Source organism: Pseudomonas sp. PLB05 (assembly GCF_021106615.1).
In the GTDB taxonomy this organism is placed as follows: Bacteria; Pseudomonadota; Gammaproteobacteria; order Pseudomonadales; family Pseudomonadaceae; genus Chryseomonas; species Chryseomonas benzopyrenica.
In genome coordinates this window covers 572,139-590,927 of sequence record NZ_JAJOHO010000001.1, presented here as the reverse complement: position 1 = coordinate 590,927, position 18,789 = coordinate 572,139, and the positions used below count along the sequence as shown (strand labels likewise).

The 18,789-nt window shown below is 67.9% G+C and carries 17 protein-coding genes; 13 read left to right on the top strand and 4 right to left on the bottom strand.

Annotation, left to right across the window (positions count from 1 at the left end; genetic code table 11):
* The first annotated feature begins 50 nt into the window (after window positions 1–50).
* The 13 genes from LRS53_RS02785 (at window position 51) to LRS53_RS02725 (ending at window position 14,542) form a co-directional block, all read left to right on the top strand.
* A complete protein-coding gene (locus tag LRS53_RS02785; protein WP_231354859.1) occupies window positions 51–1,019 on the top strand; it encodes an alpha/beta hydrolase in 969 nt (322 codons plus the stop codon).
* 42 nt (window positions 1,020–1,061) lie between these two features.
* The gene (locus LRS53_RS02780) at window positions 1,062–1,841 is read left to right on the top strand and encodes a hypothetical protein (protein ID WP_231354858.1); all 780 of its coding nucleotides are present in this window, start codon (window positions 1,062–1,064) and stop codon (window positions 1,839–1,841) included.
* A gap of 125 nt (window positions 1,842–1,966) precedes the next feature.
* Window positions 1,967–4,348: a penicillin acylase family protein gene (locus LRS53_RS02775; RefSeq protein ID WP_231354857.1), complete on the top strand. Its 2,382-nt coding sequence runs from the start codon at window positions 1,967–1,969 to the stop codon at window positions 4,346–4,348.
* A gap of 245 nt (window positions 4,349–4,593) precedes the next feature.
* Entirely contained in the window at window positions 4,594–5,790 is a 1,197-nt protein-coding gene (locus LRS53_RS02770; protein ID WP_231354856.1) for a CmpA/NrtA family ABC transporter substrate-binding protein, read from the top strand.
* Window positions 5,791–5,801: 11 nt separating this feature from the next.
* Entirely contained in the window at window positions 5,802–6,374 is a 573-nt protein-coding gene (locus LRS53_RS02765; RefSeq protein ID WP_017642176.1) for an ANTAR domain-containing response regulator, read from the top strand.
* A 68-nt stretch (window positions 6,375–6,442) separates the two neighbouring features.
* Window positions 6,443–7,690 (top strand): acid phosphatase, encoded by a 1,248-nt coding sequence (locus LRS53_RS02760; protein ID WP_231354855.1) that lies wholly within the window; start codon window positions 6,443–6,445, stop codon window positions 7,688–7,690.
* Window positions 7,691–8,080: 390 nt separating this feature from the next.
* Window positions 8,081–9,223 (top strand): methyl-accepting chemotaxis protein, encoded by a 1,143-nt coding sequence (locus LRS53_RS02755; protein ID WP_231354854.1) that lies wholly within the window; start codon window positions 8,081–8,083, stop codon window positions 9,221–9,223.
* Entirely contained in the window at window positions 9,220–9,942 is a 723-nt protein-coding gene (locus tag LRS53_RS02750; protein ID WP_231354853.1) for a hypothetical protein, read from the top strand. The genes LRS53_RS02755 and LRS53_RS02750 overlap by 4 nt, the downstream gene beginning before the upstream one ends.
* Before the next feature lie 74 nt (window positions 9,943–10,016).
* On the top strand, window positions 10,017–11,258 hold the full coding sequence (gene alaC, locus LRS53_RS02745) for an alanine transaminase (protein WP_231354852.1): 1,242 nt from the start codon (window positions 10,017–10,019) through the stop codon (window positions 11,256–11,258).
* 94 nt (window positions 11,259–11,352) lie between these two features.
* The gene (locus LRS53_RS02740; RefSeq protein ID WP_064308263.1) at window positions 11,353–11,547 is read left to right on the top strand and encodes a hypothetical protein; all 195 of its coding nucleotides are present in this window, start codon (window positions 11,353–11,355) and stop codon (window positions 11,545–11,547) included.
* Window positions 11,547–12,302 (top strand): hypothetical protein, encoded by a 756-nt coding sequence (locus LRS53_RS02735; protein WP_231354851.1) that lies wholly within the window; start codon window positions 11,547–11,549, stop codon window positions 12,300–12,302. The genes LRS53_RS02740 and LRS53_RS02735 overlap by 1 nt, the downstream gene beginning before the upstream one ends.
* A 123-nt stretch (window positions 12,303–12,425) precedes the next feature.
* The gene (locus LRS53_RS02730) at window positions 12,426–12,941 is read left to right on the top strand and encodes a DUF4142 domain-containing protein (protein WP_064308265.1); all 516 of its coding nucleotides are present in this window, start codon (window positions 12,426–12,428) and stop codon (window positions 12,939–12,941) included.
* 389 nt (window positions 12,942–13,330) lie between these two features.
* Entirely contained in the window at window positions 13,331–14,542 is a 1,212-nt protein-coding gene (locus LRS53_RS02725; RefSeq protein WP_064308266.1) for an MFS transporter, read from the top strand.
* A gap of 37 nt (window positions 14,543–14,579) precedes the next feature.
* On the opposite strand, the gene LRS53_RS02720 is transcribed toward LRS53_RS02725, so the two are convergent.
* Genes LRS53_RS02720 through LRS53_RS02705 form a run of 4 tightly spaced genes read right to left on the bottom strand, consistent with a single transcriptional unit; the run spans window position 14,580 to window position 18,788 of the window.
* Window positions 14,580–15,152: a GNAT family N-acetyltransferase gene (locus LRS53_RS02720; RefSeq protein ID WP_231354850.1), complete on the bottom strand. Its 573-nt coding sequence runs from the start codon at window positions 15,150–15,152 to the stop codon at window positions 14,580–14,582.
* A complete protein-coding gene (locus tag LRS53_RS02715) occupies window positions 15,149–15,685 on the bottom strand; it encodes a GNAT family N-acetyltransferase (protein ID WP_231354849.1) in 537 nt (178 codons plus the stop codon). Before LRS53_RS02715 ends, LRS53_RS02720 begins: the two co-directional genes overlap by 4 nt.
* Window positions 15,682–17,334: an ABC transporter ATP-binding protein gene (locus tag LRS53_RS02710; protein WP_231354848.1), complete on the bottom strand. Its 1,653-nt coding sequence runs from the start codon at window positions 17,332–17,334 to the stop codon at window positions 15,682–15,684. Before LRS53_RS02710 ends, LRS53_RS02715 begins: the two co-directional genes overlap by 4 nt.
* Complete coding sequence (locus LRS53_RS02705) at window positions 17,331–18,788, bottom strand: ABC transporter permease (RefSeq protein WP_231354847.1); 1,458 nt, start codon at window positions 18,786–18,788, stop codon at window positions 17,331–17,333. Before LRS53_RS02705 ends, LRS53_RS02710 begins: the two co-directional genes overlap by 4 nt.
* Window position 18,789: the final 1 nt, after the last annotated feature.

Here is an 18,789-nt window from a genome sequence, read left to right as displayed (position 1 = left end):
TGTGTGCGGGATAGGCCCCCACACCCCAGCTCTCCGGTGCCCTTCCTGCCATGCGTCTGCTGTTCTCCCTGCTGCTGTGCCTCGCCCTGCCCGCCCTTGCCACGGCGGCCGACCCCGTGCTCTATCGCCCCGTCCAGCTCGACACCGGCAGCGGCGTGCTCAAGGGCAGCCTGATCCTGCCGCGCAGCGAGCGGCCGCAACCCGTGGTGCTCTTCGTCTCCGGCTCCGGGCCTCTTGACCGCAACGGCAACGGACCCGGCGCGCGCAACGCGGCCTTGCAGCGACTGGCCGAGGCCCTGGGCCGGCAGCGGATCGCCAGCGTGCGTTTCGACAAGCGCGGCGTGGCCGAGAGCCGTAGCGCCGAACCGGACGAGAGCCACCTCAGCGTGGAGCGCTATGTCGACGACCTGGTCGGCTGGATCCGGCTACTGCGCGCCGATCCACGCTTTTCCAAGGTGATCCTGCTCGGTCACAGCGAAGGCGCCCTGATCGCCAGCCTGGCCGCCGACCGGGTGCCGGTCGCCGGGGTGGTGACCCTGGCCGGCAGCGGCCGGCCCATCGACGTGGTGCTGCGCGAGCAACTAGCCGGCAAGCTGTCGCCCGCCGGTCTGGCCAGCGCCCAGTGGATCATCGACCAGTTGCTGCGCGGCACGCCGGTGCCCGAGGTGCCGAAGGAGTTGCTGGTGCTGTTCCGCCCCAGCGTCCAGCCCTATCTCATCTCGCTGTTCCGCCAAGATCCGGCCAGGGCCTTCGCCGGTATCCACGCCCCGGCGCTGATCATCCAGGGCACCCATGACGTCCAGGTGGAGGTCGACGATGCCCGGGCGCTGCAGCGGGCCAAACCGGATGCCGACCTGGCGATCATTCCCGGTATGAACCATGTGCTGCGCATCGCCCCGGCGGACTTTCAGGCGCAACTGCCCACCTACGACAACCCCAACCTGCCCCTGGCCCGTGAGCTGATCGAGCGGGTGGCGGCCTTCGTCGCGCGCTCAGGTTCCCCGCTCACTGGCCGATAAGCCGGCAAAGGCGCCCAGGAGGCGCACAGCTGGAGCCTGCCCGTGGAAACCTCTGACCAAGCATCGCCGGCCGTCGAAGCCGCGCCCCATGAACCCCATCCCTGGGCCAGCCTGCCGCCCGAGCGCTTTCAGCTGCTGCGACTGATGCCCCAGCCCGCGGATCGACGGGTCGGGGCGCGCCCCCTGCGCTTCGTGCAACTCGGCCTGGTCGAGCGCCATGGCGACGAGGAAAGTCTGCTGCGACTGACGGTGCAGATACCCGGCCAGCTGCTGCACCGCGAGGTGAACGTGCTGGAGGTCTGGGTCGACCATCGCCAGGGCCAGATCCGCCTGGGGCCCGAACGCGGCTTGCAGATCGAGCCGGAAGAACGTGGCCTGGGCCGCTTCCTGCTGGCCCGGGCCGCCGCCTGGGCGCGCCTGCGCTGGAGCCACTACGAGGTGCAGGACCTGCCCCTGGCGCGCCGCGACGCCCTCGATGACGACAGCCGCAAGCGCCGCGACCACGTGCTCGGCGCCCAGGGCTTCAGCGTCGAGACCGCAGCGGACGACGAGCGCCAGCAGCTCTGCCGGGCGGCGCGGGTCAGCCAGCTGCGCGAGGACTGGAACGCCGACAAGGTGCAGCTGTTGTCGCTGCTGGACGGTGCCACCCTGCTGGAGCAGTGTGACCGGGTGATCGACGAGCGCGATGCCAGCCTGCGCCAACTGGAGGACCGCATCGCCCTCTATCGCCGTGACGACATATCCCTGCGTTTCGCCATCGGCTGCCTGGCGGTGTTCTGCCTGTTCCAGGCCGCCCTGCTGATCTGGATGGCGCTGCGCTAGACGTGGCTGCAGACGACCTGTCGGCAGCGTCCAGGCGCCACCCCTCGCCCGAGGCTTGCTCCCCCGGCGGACCCTGCTAACGTAGCCACCCGTTCGCATCCATCCGCCCGGAGTGTCCGCTGTTCATGGTCTCGCCTCTGCTGTTTCGCCCGCGTGCGCCTCTGCGCCTCGCTACCCTCGGCCTGCTGACCGCCCTTGCCGGCTGCCAGTATTTCGGCGAAGAGCAGCCGACCCACAGCCAACCGCAAGTCAAGGGCAGCCTGCCGCTGCGCGGCCTGGCGCAGACCGCCTCGGTGCGCCGCAACGCCGACGGCCAGCCGCTGATCGAGACCACCACCTTCCACGATGCCCTCTTCGCCCTCGGCTATGTCCACGCCAGCGAGCGCCTGGCGCAGATGGTCGAGCTGCGTCTGCTGGCCCAGGGTCGACTGGCCGAGGCCTACGGTGACAGCCGCCTGGACAGCGACCGTTTCATGCGCGCCGTGGATCTGCGCAAGGCTGCCCAGGTGGCCTACGGCAATGCCTCGCCGCGTCTGAAGACCTTCTTCGAAGTCTATGCCCGGGGCGTCAACGCCTATCTCTATCGCGCTGGCGAGCGAGTCGAGCTGGATGGCCACGAATACCGCGCCGAATACTGGAAAGCCGAAGACAGCGCCCTGCTCTTCGAGCTGCTGAACTTCGCCCAGGCGGTGGACCTGCGCAAGGAGACCGCGGCGCTGGCCCTGGCCGCCCAGGTCGGCCCCGAGCGCCTGGCCTGGCTCTTGCCCACCTACCCGGACGAACCCCTGCCGGAAGAGGAGACCGCCAAGCTGCGCGGCCTGAATTTGCGCGGCCAGTTGCCCGGCCTCGACGCCCTGCTGGACGTCCAGCGCCAGCTGGCTCAGCTCGCCCCTTTCGGCGGCCCCACCGGCACCGCCTGGGCGGCGACACCGGGTCATACCCGCAGTGGGCGCAGCCTGCTCGCGGTGGACAAGGTCAGCGCCTTCAACGGCCAGTCGCCCTTTACCCTGGTGACCTTGAGGGCGCCGCGCTTCGAGGCCGTGGGCACCACCCTGCCCGGCCTGCCGCTGCTGCTCGATGGCTACAACGGCAAGCTGGCCTGGAGCGCCGCGACCCTGATGGGCGACAGCCAGGACCTCTACCTCGAGCGCCTGCAACGCCAGGGCGGTCGTCTGCAGGTGCAGAGCGGCGGTCAGTGGCAACCCGCCGGCGAGCGGGTGGAAACCTTTTTCGTCCGCGGTGAAAAACCGCGCCGCGAGACCCTTTACACCAGCCCGCGCGGCCCTCTGCTGAACCTGGCCTTGGCTCCGGGCGCCAACGGCTATGGCCTGGCCCTGCGCAGCAGCCGCCTGGAAGCCGACAAGAGCCTGGACGCCCTCTTCGACCTCACCCGCGCCAAGGACGTGGAGCGCGCCTTCGAACTGGCCCGGGAGCTGCGCGCCAGTGACTGGAATCTGGTGTTCGCCGATGCCGAGCACGTCGGCTGGCAGGTGACCGGACGCTATCCCAATCGCCGTAGCGGCCTGGGGCTGCTGCCCTCGCCCGGCTGGGACGAGCGCTACGCCTGGGACGGCTATGCCGATCCCATGCTGCACCCCTATGACCAGGATCCGGCCCAGGGCTGGCTGGGCGCCGCCAACCAGCGCGTGGTACCGCGCGGCTACGGCATGCAACTGTCCAGCAACTGGTCGGGCCCCGAGCGCCAGGAGCGCCTGGCGCAACTGGCCGGGCGCTCCGCACGCCTCGATACCCACGATGCCATGGCCCTGCAGCAGGACCAGACCACTACCCTGGCGACCAAGCTCAAGACGCAGCTCGACGCCCCCGGCTTCGCCGCGCCGCTGCGCCAGGCCATCGCCGCCCTGCCGGCCACCCAGCGCCAGCAGGCGGAAGAAGCCTTGCGCCGTCTGCAAGCCTTCGACGGTCGCCTGGCCGCCGGCTCCGCGGATGCGGCGCTCTACGAGGCCTTCCTGCAGGCCCTGGCCGAAAAGACCTTCGCCGATGAACTGGGTGGCACCCGGAGCCCGGCCTGGCAGGCCTTCACCACCCTCAGCGATACCGGCTACAACGCCATCGTCGATCATCTCCTGGCCCGTGACGACAGCCCCTATTGGGATGACGTCAGCACGCCTACCCGTGAAGACAAGCCGGCGATCTTCGCCCGCGCGCTGGCCGGAGCCGTCGAAACCTGCGAGGCCAAGCTGGGCAGCGATCGCGCCGCCTGGCAGTGGGGCCGCTTGCACCGCCTGGATGGCAATGCCAGTGGTGGCGACGGCACGACCCTGGACCTGACCGCCAGCCACTGGGGCGGCGATGACCAGGCCTGGCTGGCGCCGGCGCTGCGCCTGGTGGTGGACTTCGGCCTGGCCGAGCCCCTGCAGGCGAGTCAGGCCGGCACTCCGGGCAAGGGCTGGGCGAAGGGGCAGTACCAGATTCTGCCGCTGCAGCCGCAGAATCTGGAGCGCGTCTATGGGCGCGACCGCCTGCTGCTGATTCCGCAACGGTAGCCTTCTCCACTGGCAGCCCGCGACTTGGCGCGGGTTTTGCCGGTCTCTTGGCAAACCTTAGCCGGTGTCGCCTCTTTAGGCCGTGTTGCGGACCGCTGCGGAGGCGCTTTCTCGCAGGCGCCCTGACCGCGAAGGCGCCCGGTGATGGTGCCGTGTCTGTCACCATAATGGTGCAGGCCCCAGTCGAGACGTCCATGGCGGTGCACAGAGAGGTGCCCTGGCGTCTGTTAGTTGCCGGAGACCCCATGCCTGCCCTGTCTTCCCTTCCTGCCGCGAATCTTTGGGTCGCGGGTTCGGATGCCCCGGAAAAGCCCGAACTCAATCTGGGCTTCCTGCCCCTGAGCGACGCCGCCTCGCTGATCGTGGCGGCGACTCAGGGTTTCGGCGAACCCCATGGCCTGACGCTGAATCTGCATCGCCAGCCCTCCTGGTCGGCCCTGCGCGACAACCTGCTCAATGGCCAGCTCGATGCCGCCCATTGTCTCTATGGCCTGGTCTATGGCGCGCATCTGGGCCTGGGCGGCACCGCCGCTACGCCGATGGCGGTGCTCATGGGGCTGGCGCAAAACGGCCAGAGCATCAATCTGGCGCGCAGCCTGGCCCGGGAAGGCGTGCAGGATACCGCCTCCCTGGTCGAGCGGATCCGCCAACCGGACGCCAGGCCCTTGACCTTGGCGCACACCTTTCCTACCGGCACCCATATCTTCTGGCTCTACTACTGGCTGGCCGCCCAGGGCATCCATCCCCTGCGCGATGTGCGCACTGCCCTGGTGCCGCCCCCACAGATGCCCGAGCACCTGGCCGCCGGCCGAGTCGACGGCTTCTGCGTCGGCGAACCCTGGGGCGCTGCCGCCGTGGCGCGCGGCCAGGGATTCACCCTGACCACCACCCAGGCCATCTGGCCGGACCACCCGGAAAAGGTGCTGGCCTGCACCGGCCGCTTCGCCGAGCGCTATCCCAACACCGCCCGGGCGCTGATCCGCACCCTGCTCGACGCCAGTCGTTTCATCGAGGAGAGTCGCGAGAATCGTCTGGGCACCGCTCAACTGATCAGCGGCGCCGACTATGTGAACACCGACCCGGCGCTGCTCGCCCAGCGCTTTCTCGGTCACTACGAAGATGGCCTCGATGGCCGCTGGGAAGACCAGCACCCGCTGGCCTTCCATCGCCAGGGCGAGGTCAATCCGCCCTATCTGTCCGACGGCCTCTGGTTTCTCACCCAGTTCCGTCGTTGGGGCTTGCTGCGCGAGGATCCGGCTTACCTGGACATCGCCGAGGCGGTGCAGTGCACCGAGCTGTACCGGCAGGCGGCCACCGACGCCGGCCTGGCGATTCCGCCCACCCGGCGCAGCAGCACCCTGTTCGACGGGCGCACCTGGGACGGCAGCGACCCAGCCGGCTATGTCCGCAGCTTCGCCATCCACGCGCTCAGCGATCACTAGGGAGAACGACCTTGCGCATTCTGCTCATCGACGACACCCCCAAGCAGGTCGGCCGCCTCAAGGCCGCGCTGATCGAAGCCGGTTTCGAAGTCATCGAGGAATCCGGCCTGACCATCGACCTGCCCGCACGCATCGAGGCGCTGCGCCCGGACGTTATCCTGTTCGACACCCAATCACCCGGACGCGACGTCATGGAGCAGGTCTGCCTGGTGACCCGCGATCTGCCGCGCCCCATCGTCATGTTCACCGACGAGCACGACCCGGCGGTGATGCGCCGGGCCATCCAGTCGGGGGTCAGCGCCTACATCGTCGAGGGCATCCAGACCAGTCGCCTGCAGGCCATCATCGACGTCGCCCGCGCCCGCTTCGAGACCGACCAGGCGCTACGCGCCGAACTCCAGGCCCGTGAGCAGCAGTTGCTGGAGCGCAAGAAGGTCGACCAGGCCAAGGGTCTGCTGATGAAGATGCGTGGCTGCAGCGAAGACGAGGCCTATACCCTGATGCGCCGCCAGGCCATGAGCAAGCAACAGAAGCTGATCCAGGTAGCCGACCAGATCATCGCCATGAGCGAATTGCTGGGCTGACACACCCTGTAACATTCTTGCAATTGGGACAGCCGAAACTGGAGCTCAACCTTTCCGAGAGCTCTAGCATGCGCCTTACCCTACTGCCCCTCGTTTGTGGACTCCTGCTCACCCCCCTGGCACAGGCGGCCAGCACTCAGCCACAGACCTTTCTCGCCAACCTGGAACAGGCGGGCGAGCAAGGTGCCTTCGCCCAACTGGAACAACGCCAGCGGGAATTGCTGGTGCAGCGCCTGCGCCAGGCCGCCCAGCCCTTCGATCAGCCGGGTATCGAACGGGTCAAGCAGGGCACGCCCCTGGCCGACCAGGCCTGGCTGACCGCCCAGCACTACGACTTCGCCAAGGAAGGCTTGCAGCAGGCCGATATCCAGGTCCTCGAAGGCTTCCGCCAATTGCCCGCCAGCCTGCTGACCGCGAGTACCGCCACCGTCGCCCGGATCAACCACGACGCCTCACCGGCCTTGCAGGATCGCGCGCTGCTCGATGCCGACGGGATCGCCTTCCTGTATTTCACCGCCGATGCCCTGGGCCCGCGCCTGGGCCAGGCGTTTCTCGACGCCTACGAAAGAGGTGAATTGGGCAAAGCGGCCGCCCTGATCAAGGCCTCGGAAGTCAGCACGGCACCGGCGAAGAAATACTTCGACTATCCCCGGCCCTTCCTGCGCCCTGAGCACCCGGTGACCCTGGTCCAGGACCGGGTCGTGCTGGGCAACCACCAGCCCTACCTGGCCTCGGCGGGCGCCTTCTCCAGCGGCCATAGCACCGTGGGTTACACCGACACCCTGCTGCTCGCCGCCATGCTGCCCGAGCGCGCCACGGCGATCCTGGCGCGCGGTGCCGGCTATGGCTACTCGCGCCAGGTGCTGGGGGTGCACTACCCGCTGGACGTCATCGGCGGCCGGATGATCGCCCAGTACAACGTCGCCCACTACCTGGCCGATCCGGCCTATCGCCGCCTGTTCGACGAGGCGCGCGAGCAGTTGCGCACGGCGCTGGCCAAGGCCTGTGGGATGACGCTGGCCCAGTGCGCGGCAGGTAGCGCCGCCGACCAGGACCCCTGGAACAGTCAGGCGGCGGTGGCCTTCCAGCACTACACCCTGAGTTATGGCCTACCTGCTGTCGCGGGTTCCGCCGGGCGGCCGGTCCAGGTCCCGGAAGGGGCGCCAGCGCTGCTCCAGGCCATGGCCCCCACGCTATCCCTTGCGACGGCCCAGCCCCGTCTGGCCAAGTCCCATGGCGTCGCCGAACTGGGCCTGGACCCCGCCCATGAGCAGTGGCAACGCCTGGATCTGCTGGATGCCATCCGTCAGCCCTGAGTGACCTGAACGCGGCGCGGCAACCCGCCGGCTGGGACGCCGGTTCGCCCTGGGACGGCGCGGGAAGCAGTGGCCACCCGGATCGTACCGACGCGGCCATCCCTGCCGGCACTCCGGGTCGGCAACGGTCCATAGTGGGTGCCAGCCAATACCGGCGCTGGCGCCAGCGGCACAGCTGGATGCAGCCGCTACCTGGCGGATCGCGGTGCGGTACAGCGCCCCGCCGTGGAGCACCTCGATCGAAGCTGGTGCAGCGCGCGGCGGCGGCGATCACGAGAGAGACGGACTGGCCGCGTTCCTGGCCCTCTGGCAAAGGTATTGCTTGGTCGAGGAACCCGCTCAACCGCTCTAGCGCGGTCGCCCCTGGATGCCGCACCTACTGGAGTCGTCATGACCGCACCCTCCTTTGCCCGCGCCTCGTCCACCGCTCTCGATCGGCATCCGCCCTCCGCTACCACCCTGCCTTCAAGGCTCGCCATGGGCATGGGGGGTGGCGTACTGTTGGCGATCCTGTCGACCCTGCTGGCAGGCAACGCGCAGACCAGCGCCGCGGTCGGCAGCCTCGGGCTGTTGCTGCTGCTGGCTTGGCGCTTCCACCTGGCGCTGCACCAGCATCACCGTCAACAGTGCTTCTGGCACGTCGAACTTGCCCGGCTGCTAGAGACACCGGCCGACATCGATCCTGCCGCCCTGCTGGTCGCCGCGGCCGAACGGCTGGAACGTAGCGAGCGCATCCGCAGCGAGACGGACTACGCTGGTCAGGCCCTGGGCCAGCTGAGCGAAGAGTCCCGCCATCAGGGCGACGAGCAGGCGCGCGGCATCGCCATGATCGCCGCCGCGGCCGAGGAAATCGAACGTACCCTGGCCAGCATTCGCGGCCTCGCCGAGGCCGCCGGTGAGGCCTTCGCTGACAGCCACGAACAAAGCCTCGCCGGCCATGCCAGTGCCGGCCAGCTGGGTGAGGGCATGGCCTCCATCCGCCACAGCCTGGACGCTACCGCGACCACCGTAGGCACCCTGCTCAGCGGCACCCAGCACGTGGAACAGGCCGTGGTGGCCATCCAGCAACTGGCCCGGCAAACTCAGTTGCTGGCGCTCAACGCCTCCATCGAGGCCGCACGGGCGGGCGAGCAGGGCCGCGGCTTCGCGGTGGTCGCCGAGGAGGTGCGGCATCTCGCCCAGGCCACCGATCAGGCGACCCGTAGCATCACCGACGTCACCGGCACCATCGTCGCCGCCATCCGTCAGGTCGCCAGCCAGGTCGACGAACACGAGGGTCTGCTGGGCCAACAGCAGCACCGCTGCGCAGGTCTGGCCAAGGAGCTGGATGCCATTGCCCAGCGCAGTCAACGCAATCTCGAACAACTGGGCCAGATGCGCCAGGCGCTGGCCGAACATGGCCAGGCCAACCATGCGCTGAGTGAACAATTGCACCAGCTGCATCTCGGCGCCCAGGCCTACGCCGAACAGCGCGAAGCCCTGCATGGCCTCACCGCCTATCTGCGCAAGCTGACCAGGCGGGTGCAGCCATGACGATGCTGGGTACGCTGCTCACCGCCGCCACTCTGTCCGCCGGATGGGTGGTCGGCTGGAATCTGCTCGAGCGTCGGCGAGACCAGGACGCCAGCCAGGAACTGATTCTGGGTCTGCAGGTAGGTCTCGATCTGCTGCAGGGCATCCAGCAACACCGCGGACTTGGCGGCCAGACCAGCCGTGAGGCGCAGCAGCGCCGCACGGCCCTGCACCAGCGCCTGGAGCCGCTGTGGCAGCTATGGGACGACGACGGTCAGTACCGGCGCTGGCAGGAGGTGCGTCAGGCACCGACCGATCTGGAGGCCCACTGCCAACTGATCGAATGCCTGCTGCAGCGCTGGCGGCTGCTGGAACTGCGCCTGAGAGCGCTGCATCCCCAGCGGCCGTCACTGGTCGAGCACTGCCAGGCCATCGAGAATCTGGGGCTGATCCGCGGCATCGGCGTAAGAGCGGCCGGGCATTCGCGCTGCCCCCTGGAGTTGCGGGTACGCCTGCAATACCTCTGCGAGCAATTGCTCAACGGCCCGCTGGAACCCGCGCTGGCCCAGGCCCTGGAGCGCCTGAACAAGGAGGTGCTGGACACGCCCCAGGTCAGGCTCAGCCCGGAAGGCTGCTATGCCCTGCTCACGCCCCTGATCGACGCGCGGCTGGAGGCGCTGCGGCCCCTGGTGCGTCTGGAGCGGACAAAGTCCTCGACAAGCGCAGCGGCCTGCGGCTAATGTCCGCTGCAGGTCACCTCCCGTGACCCACGTCGCTCGGACGGTTCCGGGCGCTTACGTACTTCGAGGAACGCATGACTGATTCCAGTCCCGTGCGCCGCTTTGCGCGCATCGATCGCCTGCCCCCCTATGTCTTCAACATCACCGCCGAACTCAAGATGGCCGCGCGCCGTCGGGGCGAGGACATCATCGACCTGTCCATGGGCAATCCCGACGGCCCTACCCCGCCGCACATCGTCGAGAAGCTCTGCCAGGTCGCCCAGCGCGAAGACACCCACGGCTATTCCAGCTCCAAGGGCATTCCCCGCCTGCGTCGCGCCATCTCCCATTGGTACCGCGACCGTTACCAGGTGGAAATCGATGCCGACAGCGAAGCCATCGTCACCATTGGCTCCAAGGAAGGCCTGGCGCACCTGATGCTGGCCACCCTGGACGCCGGCGACACCGTGCTGGTGCCCAATCCCAGCTATCCGATCCACATCTACGGCGCGGTGATCGCTGGCGCCCAGGTGCGCTCGGTGCCTCTGGTGCAGGGCATGGACTTCTTCGCCGAGCTGGAGCGGGCCATTCGCGAGAGCATTCCCAAGCCAAAGATGATGATCCTCGGCTTTCCTTCCAACCCCACCGCCCAGTGCGTGGAGCTGGACTTCTTCGAGCGTGTGGTGGAACTGGCCAAGCGCTACAACGTGCTGGTGGTGCACGACCTGGCCTATGCCGACATCGTCTTCGACGGCTGGCAGGCGCCTTCCATCATGCAGGTGCCAGGCGCCAAGGACATCGCGGTGGAATTCTTCACCCTGTCCAAGAGCTACAACATGGCCGGCTGGCGGATCGGCTTCATGGTCGGCAACCCCGAGCTGGTCGCCGCCCTGGCGCGGATCAAGAGCTACCACGATTACGGCACCTTCACCCCGCTGCAGGTGGCGGCCATCGCCGCCCTGGAAGGCGACCAGCAGTGCGTGCGCGACATCGCTCAGCAATACCAGCAGCGCCGCGATGTCCTGGTGCGCGGCCTGCATGAGGCCGGTTGGATGGTGGAGAATCCCAAGGCCTCCATGTATGTCTGGGCCAAGATTCCCGAGCCCTACGCCAAGCTGGGTTCGCTGGAGTTCGCCAAGAAGCTCCTCGCCGAGGCCAAGGTCTGCGTCTCGCCGGGCCTGGGTTTTGGCGACTATGGCGACGACCATGTGCGCTTCGCCCTGATCGAGAACCAGGACCGCATCCGCCAGGCAGTGCGCGGCATCAAGCAGATGTTCCGCGCCGACGGCCTGCTGCCCAAGGCAGCCACGCGTAGAACCGGGGTCGAACCGGCCTGAGCCCGCGCCGCGCCGTCGACCGGCGGCGCGGCGAATCCTTGCCGGTTCTGGTGTTCCAAGCTATAAGCGCCTAGTGCACTCTCGGGATATCGTCATGCTGAAAGGCCTGTTCAACCTGCTCAAATCGCCCTCGGCGGACGATCTCAAGCTGGCCGCAAGCATCAACAACTCCTACAAGTCCATGCGCGTGGTCGGCCGCGGCACCCTGCGCATTGATCCGGCGGAGGTCTTCGACTCCCCCGAATTCAAGGAAGACCTGGACCGCGCCCGGCGGCTCATCACCCGCTGATGTTCCTGCTGCTGCTCCTGCCGATCCTGGTCAGCGGATTTCTCGTCTGCCACAAGCATCCGTTGTACTTCTATCGCCTGCATCGCTACGAGGGCCAGTACCTCTATCTGCAGAGCGCCCGCTTCGGTCTGTTCTGCACCCTGCTCGCGGTGGTCCTGCACCTGGGCATCGCCCAATTGCTGCAGGGACGTAGCTGGTCGCTGGGCAGGTGGACCTTTTCCCTCGACTATTTCACCGGTCTCGCCGAGCTGTTGCGCCGCACCGCTACCCTGGACGATCCGCTGCAGGCCGCCTGGATCCTGCTGGTAACGGTGACCGCCCTGCTCATCCCCACGGCCTGGGCCGCACTGGCGCGCTGGACCATCAAGCGCAAGTACGGTCTCACCGAGGACAACTACCGCACCTTCATCCTGGCCGGCATCCTCAAGGACAGTCCGCTGGACGATCTGCTGATGACCGCCTCGATCAACCGGGAGACGCTGATGCTGACCCTGGAAGAGCGCAAGGTGTACGTCGGCCGCATCACCACCCTGGGCGAACCGAGCGAAACGCAAGGGGCCGACCAGGACGTCTGCATCAAGCCGATCATGAGCGGCTACCGCGACAAGGACAAACTCTGGGTGACCTTCACCACCCACTACGCGGACAAGGGCAAGGACATCTACCTGACCTTGAAACAGAGCCAGATCGTCTCGGCGACGCGCTTCGATTTCGACGCCTACGAAGCGTTTCGCTCAAGCGTAAGCCGCACCTGATGTGGCTTCGCAGCGTTTTCCAGGGAACGTATGACTTTTTAGGCAGGTCCCATTTTGCAGGCGCCTTCACTGCCCTGCGGTGATGCCCTTCCCTAACTGCCCAAGAAAATCAGGAGCACGTCCATGACGCCCATGCTGAAGAAAGCCTCCAGCCTGTCCCTCGCCATCCTGCTGGCTGCCGGTGCCGGTCTGGCCCAGGCCGCTGACAAGCTGTCTCCGGCCGAATTCGTCGACGACGCCTCGGCCAAGGGCATCGCCGAGATCGAAGCAGGTAAGCTGGCCCTGGAAAAGAGCAAGTCCCAGGACATCAAGACCTTCGCCCAGAGCATGATCGACGACCACACCAAGGCCAACGAGCAACTCAAGAGTCTGGCCCAGGAGAAGAAGCTGAAGGTCTCCACCGACGCCGAGCTGATGGACAAGGCCAAGGCCATGATCCTGCAGGTGCGTGACGACTCCTTCGATCGCTCCTACGCCAACAATCAGGTCGTGGCCCACGAGCAGACCATCGAGATCTTCCGTAACGAAGCCAAGACCGGCGATGACGCCGCGCTCAAGGCCTTCGCCGAGAAGACCCTGCCGAAGCTGGAGCACCACCTCCAGGAAGCCAAGGCGCTGCAGACCAAGTACGCGAAGTAACAGCGGCGGATCGTAGGTTGGGTTGAGACGACGCTATCGTCGAAGCCCAACAGTGCCATGAGCCAGCGGCACTGTTGGGCTTCGCGCCGCTCAACCCTACCTACATCGACGGTCGCGACCATGGCACGGCGCTGTAGAGCGCCAATAAAGGGCGAAGGTCTGGAGCAACGCCCAATCTTTGGGCGGCAACCTACCCCTGATACCCACCCCCGATCCTCCCAGGCGCGATCTGGCCAGGGCTCGGACGACTTGGCTTCGCTCTTGCAAAGACCCGGATAGCGGTGGCCAACGGCGGTCACCTTACCGACAAAGGCGTCAGTTCACCTCCCGGCAACGGGCAAGGGGGACTGGCGCCTTTTTCATGCCCGTGACGTGCCCGAGGTGCCTCCATGAGTCCCAGTTTCTGGAAAGCCGGCCATGCGCCGACCCTGTTCGCCGCCTTCCTCTACTTCGACCTGAGCTTCATGGTCTGGTACGTGCTCGGCCCCATGGCCGTGCAGATCGCCACCGACCTGCAACTGACCACCCAGCAGCGCAGCATGATGGTTGCCACCCCCATCCTCGCGGGCGCGGTCCTGCGGCTGATCCTGGGCTTTGTCGCCGATCGGCTGTCGCCCAAGACCGCGGGCATCATCGGCCAGGTGGTGGTGATTCTCGCCCTGCTGGTGGCCTGGCTGCACGGCGTACACAGTTATGAGCAGACCCTGCTGCTGGGGCTGTTCCTCGGTTTCGCTGGGGCCTCTTTCGCCGTGGCCCTGCCGCTGGCGTCGCAGTGGTATCCGCCGCAGCATCAGGGCAAGGCGCTGGGCATCGCCGGTGCCGGCAACTCCGGCACGGTGTTCGCCGCCCTTTTCGCCCCGGCGCTGGCCAAGGCCTTTGGCTGGACCAACGTGTTCGGCTTCGCGCTGATCCCGTTGATCCTGACCTTGGTGGTCTTCGTGCTCTGCGCCCGCAACGCGCCGGAACGTCCGGCGCCGAAGAAGCTGGCGGACTACGGTCGCGCTCTGAACGACCGGGACAGCTGGTGGTTCATGTTCTTCTACAGCGTGACCTTTGGTGGCTTCCTCGGCCTCGCCAGCACCCTGCCCGGCTACTTCCACGACCAGTACAGTCTGGATCCGCTGATGGCTGGCTACTACACCGCCGCCTGCGTCTTCGGTGGCAGCCTGATGCGGCCCCTGGGCGGCGCCCTGGCCGACCGTATCGGCGGTATCCGCGCCCTGCTCGGCATGTACACCGTGGCGGCCATCTGCATCGCCGCGGTGGGCTTCCACCTGCCCAGCGCCATGGCCGCCCTGGCCCTGTTCGTGGTGGCCATGCTGAGCCTGGGCGCCGGCAACGGCGCGGTATTCCAGCTGGTGCCCCAGCGCTTCCGCAAGGAAATCGGCGTCATGACCGGGCTGATCGGCATGGCGGGCGGCATCGGTGGCTTCGCCCTCACCGCCGGCCTGGGCGCGGTCAAGCAGGCCACCGGCGACTATCAGCTGGGCCTCTGGCTGTTCGCCGCCCTCGGCGTACTCGCTTGGTTCGGCCTGCTCAGCGTCAAGCGCCGCTGGCGCACCACCTGGGGCTCGGCGGCGGTCACCGCGGCACGCGTCTGAACCAGGACCCGGCGGATCGATCCGCCGGTTTCGTCGTTCAGGGGGCGGGACGCACATAGCTGGTCAGCACGTGATCCCGCCAGACCCCGTCGATCTCCAGGTAGCGCCGCGCCAGGCCCTCGCGCTCGAAGCCGAGGCTCTGGAGCAGATGAGCGCTGCGCAGGTTGTCCGGCAGATGGTTGGCCATGATGCGATTCAGGCCCAGCTCGGCGATGACGAAATCGCGGCTCAGGCGGACGGCATTGCGCATCAGCCCGCGTCCCTGCCAGGCTTCATCCAGGCCGTAGCCCAGGTAGCAGGCCTGGAAACCACCCCGGAATATCTGACTGAAATTGACCGTACCGATGACCAGCGGCCCCGCCCGCAGGACCAGGCGCAAATCGCTCAGACCCGGTCCACCGGCACGATAGGCGGCCGCCTGCCCCTGCCACTGGGCCAGGGTATAGAAGCCATCGGAGCGCCGTGGCATCGACAGCGCCAGATGCTGGCGATTGCGCCGATAGTAGTCGGCTACCGCGGCGGGATCGGCCAGGGTCAGGTCGATCAGCTCCACCGCCTCGGTCACGGCGAAGCGGGGTGGATACTGCAGCGGAATGCTCAGAGCGGTCATCGCTTCGTCTCCGGCGGCAACTCGTAGACCCAGGTGGCGCAGCGTCCACCCTCGGGTCCCTCACGATCGTTCTCCAGCACCCGGATGCGACGAAAGCCGACCCGCTCGGCCAGCCGCTGGCTGGCGGCATTGGCCGCCGAGGTGGTGAGATAGAGCCCCGCGGCGCCGCGCCCTTCGACGAAGTGGCGCAGCGCCGCGGTCATATGGCCCTGCCCCGCGTGACGGCTGTGCACCCAGTAGCCGACCTCGTAGCGACGGCCACCCTCCAGCGGCGTGAGTCCCAGGCAGCCGAGCACCTCGTCACCGCGCACCAGAAAGTAGCGCTTCTCGCCCTGGGCCAGGATGAAGGCGCCGCGGGCCGCGAGCAGGCTGTCGCGTGCCTGGGCGACCGTGGTGTGCTCCCGGGCCCAGCCGAGGAAGCGGCGATGCTCGGCATAGCTCCAGTTCAGCGCCTCGGCGAAGGCCTCTGCCAGGCGCGGTTGCGGCCACACCAGCTCGAAGTCGGCCAGGGCGATACGGGGCGGAAAGTTCATGGCGTGGGTCCGAAATCCAGCCGTGGCACCGCGGCCAGCAAGCGTTGGGTCATGGCGTGAGCGGGCGCGCGCAGCACCTGCTCGGCGCCGCCCTGTTCGACGATACGTCCGCCGTCCATGACCGCGATGCGATCGGCCAGGTACTCGACCACGCCGAAGTTATGGGTGATGAAGAGATAGGCCAGGCCCCTCTCCGCCTGGAGTTCGCGCAGCAGGTCGAGGATCTGCGCCTGTACCGAGACGTCCAGTGCCGAGGTGGGTTCGTCGCAGACCAGTACCTGCGGCTCGACGATCAGCGCCCGGGCGATGGCGATGCGCTGGCGCTGGCCGCCGGAGAATTCATGGGGAAAGCGCTGCAGGGTATCGCCGGGCAGGCCGACGCGCTCCACCAGGGCCGCGGCGCGGCGCTGGCGCTCGGCGGCGTCCAGCTCGGAGCGTAGCGCCAGTAGCCCCTGCTCCAGGGTGGCGCCGATGCGCATGCGCGGATCCAGCGAGGCGAAGGGATCCTGGAAGACGATCTGGATCCGCCGGCGCAGGCGCTGCAGGGTACGGCGGTCGGCCGTGAGCAGTTCCTCGCCGCCGAGGCATGCGCTGCCGCCGATGCGCGGGCCGTCCAGCAGCCGCAGCAGGGCCTTGCCGGTGGTGGTCTTGCCGCAGCCGGATTCGCCCATCAGCGCCAAGGTCTCGCCGGCGTGCAGGTCGAAGCTCACGCCGTCCACCGCCTTGACCCAGTCGCGGGTCCGGCCCCAGGCGCCGCGGCGGATCGGATAGTGCACGGCCAGGTCGCGCACCTCCAGCAAGCGGTCGCCCGGCTGGCGCTCGGGCAGGGTGCGTGGGCTACCGGCAAGGGTCTGGCCGCGTTTGGCGAAGGTGGGAATGGCAGCGGACAGCTCGCGGGCATAGGGATGCCGGGGCGCCTGGAAGAACTCCGCCGCCGGGGCGCTCTCGACGATCGCGCCATGGCGCATCAGGGCCACATGGTCGGCCACCTGGCGTACCACTGCCAGGTCATGGGTGATGAGCAGGATGGCCATGCCCAGCTCGCGCTGGATGTCGGCCAGCAGGGTCAGGATCTGCGCCTGGACGGTGACGTCCAGCGCCGTGGTGGGCTCGTCGGCGATCAGCAGGTCCGGCTCGGCCGCCAGCGCCAGGGCAATCATGATGCGCTGCTTCTGGCCACCGGAGAATTGGAAGGGATAGTCGTCGATCCGCCGCTCCGGCTCGGGAATGCCGACTCGGCGCAGCCAGTCCACCACCCGGGCTCTCGCGGCGCCGCCGCGCAGCTCGGTATGGGCGCGCAGGGTCTCTTCGATCTGCTCGCCGATGCGCATGACCGGATTCAGGCTGGTGGCGGGTTCCTGGAAGATGGTGCCGACGCGCCGGCCGCGCAATTCGCGCAGGCGGCGCTCCGGCAGGCGATGCAGGTCGGTGCCGGCCAGCAGCGCCACGCCGCGGGTGATGCCCAGCGAAGGCGGCAACAGGCGCAGCAAGGACAGCGCGGTGACGCTCTTGCCGCTGCCCGATTCTCCGACCAGGGCGAAGGTCTCGCCGCGGGCGATGGCCAACCCCAGCCGGCTGACCGCCTGGCGCGTGCCCTCCTCGCCTTCGACCAGGATCTCCAGGTCGCGGATTTCCAGCACCGGCGTCATGGCTGCACCTCGCCCTGGCCGGGTCGGCGTCTGAGCCAGGCGGACCTCAGCCGGCGACTGCGTGGATCGAAGGCGTCGCGCACGGCATCGGCGAACAGATTGGCGGCCAGCACCAGGGCCAGCATGAAGGCGAAGGCGCTGAGCAGATTCCACCAGATCATGGGGGTACGGGACATCTCGGTGCGGGCGTCGTTGATCATAGAGCCAAAGGAATTCATGGTCGGGTCCACGCCGATCCCCAGGTAGGACAGCACCGCTTCGTAGAGCACCAGGCTGGAGAATTCCAGGGTCAGGGTGATGAGCACCAGGTAGAAGACATTAGGCAGCAGGTGCCGACGCAGGATGGTGAAATGGGAGACGCCGAAGGCGCGCGCCGCCTGGACGTATTCCAGCTCGCGTAGCTTGAGCGCCTCGGCGCGCAGCAGCCGGCAGAGCCCGGCCCAACCGGTGAGGCCGAGGATCAGGCAGAGCATGAACAACCGGAGGTCGGCGCGCGCCGCACCGGTGTCGAACAGCTCCGGGTGGCGGTCGATGAACACCTGCATCATCAGCACACAGGCCGCCACCAGCAGCACCCCGGGAATGGAGGTCAGGGTGGTATAGAGATAGGTGATGACGTCGTCCACCCGGCCCTTGAAGTAGCCGGCGGCCAGGCCGAAAACGATCGCCGGCGGCAGCATGGCCAGGGTGGTCAGGCTGCCGATGACGAAGGCGGTGCGGATGCTCTTGAGCGACTGGTAGAGGACGTCGTTGCCGGTACTGTCGGTGCCCAGCACGTGATAGCCGCTGGCCAGGGCGATCACGCTGCCGGCCACCAGGCAGACGCCCAGCCAGGTCAGCAGGATAGCGCGCCAGGGCGTGGCGGTATGGCCGCGCAGGATGAGTCCGGTACGCGCGGCGAAGCTGCCCCCTTCGCGCAGCCGCGCCGTCACCAGGGCCGCGGTGGCCAGGGCCAACACCAGACCACCGAGCAGGCCCAGCCCCAGGCGCCGGAGCACGTCGCCACGCCATTCGCGGGCGGGATCGCCCAGGGCGGTGCCGGCGTGCTTGAGGCGCGGGAAGTCGCGCAGCGGCTGGCCATCGGCGCTGGTGCCCAGGGTTTCCTTGGTGAACTGGTGGGTGGCCAGGGGCGCGGAATAGGTCTTTTCGCGCTGGGTCAGGCTGGTGTCGGCCAGCAGGCCATCGAGGGCGGAGAGCACCGTGGGCGAATAGATCGGCGCCGTGGCACCGGGCGCGGCCGGCAACTGCGGCCGGTAGTGCACCGAATCCAGCAGGGCAATGGCGACGAAGCTGGCCAGCACCACGGCCGCGCTCATCGCCGGGGCATCCTGCAGCACCCGTCGCCAACTGGCGCGCAGCGCCGGCTGGCGACGCGCACGCCAGGCATAGAACAGGCTGCCGGCCACCAGCAGGTAAAGGGCGAGGTCGGTCCAGAGCAAGACGAATTTCGGCATG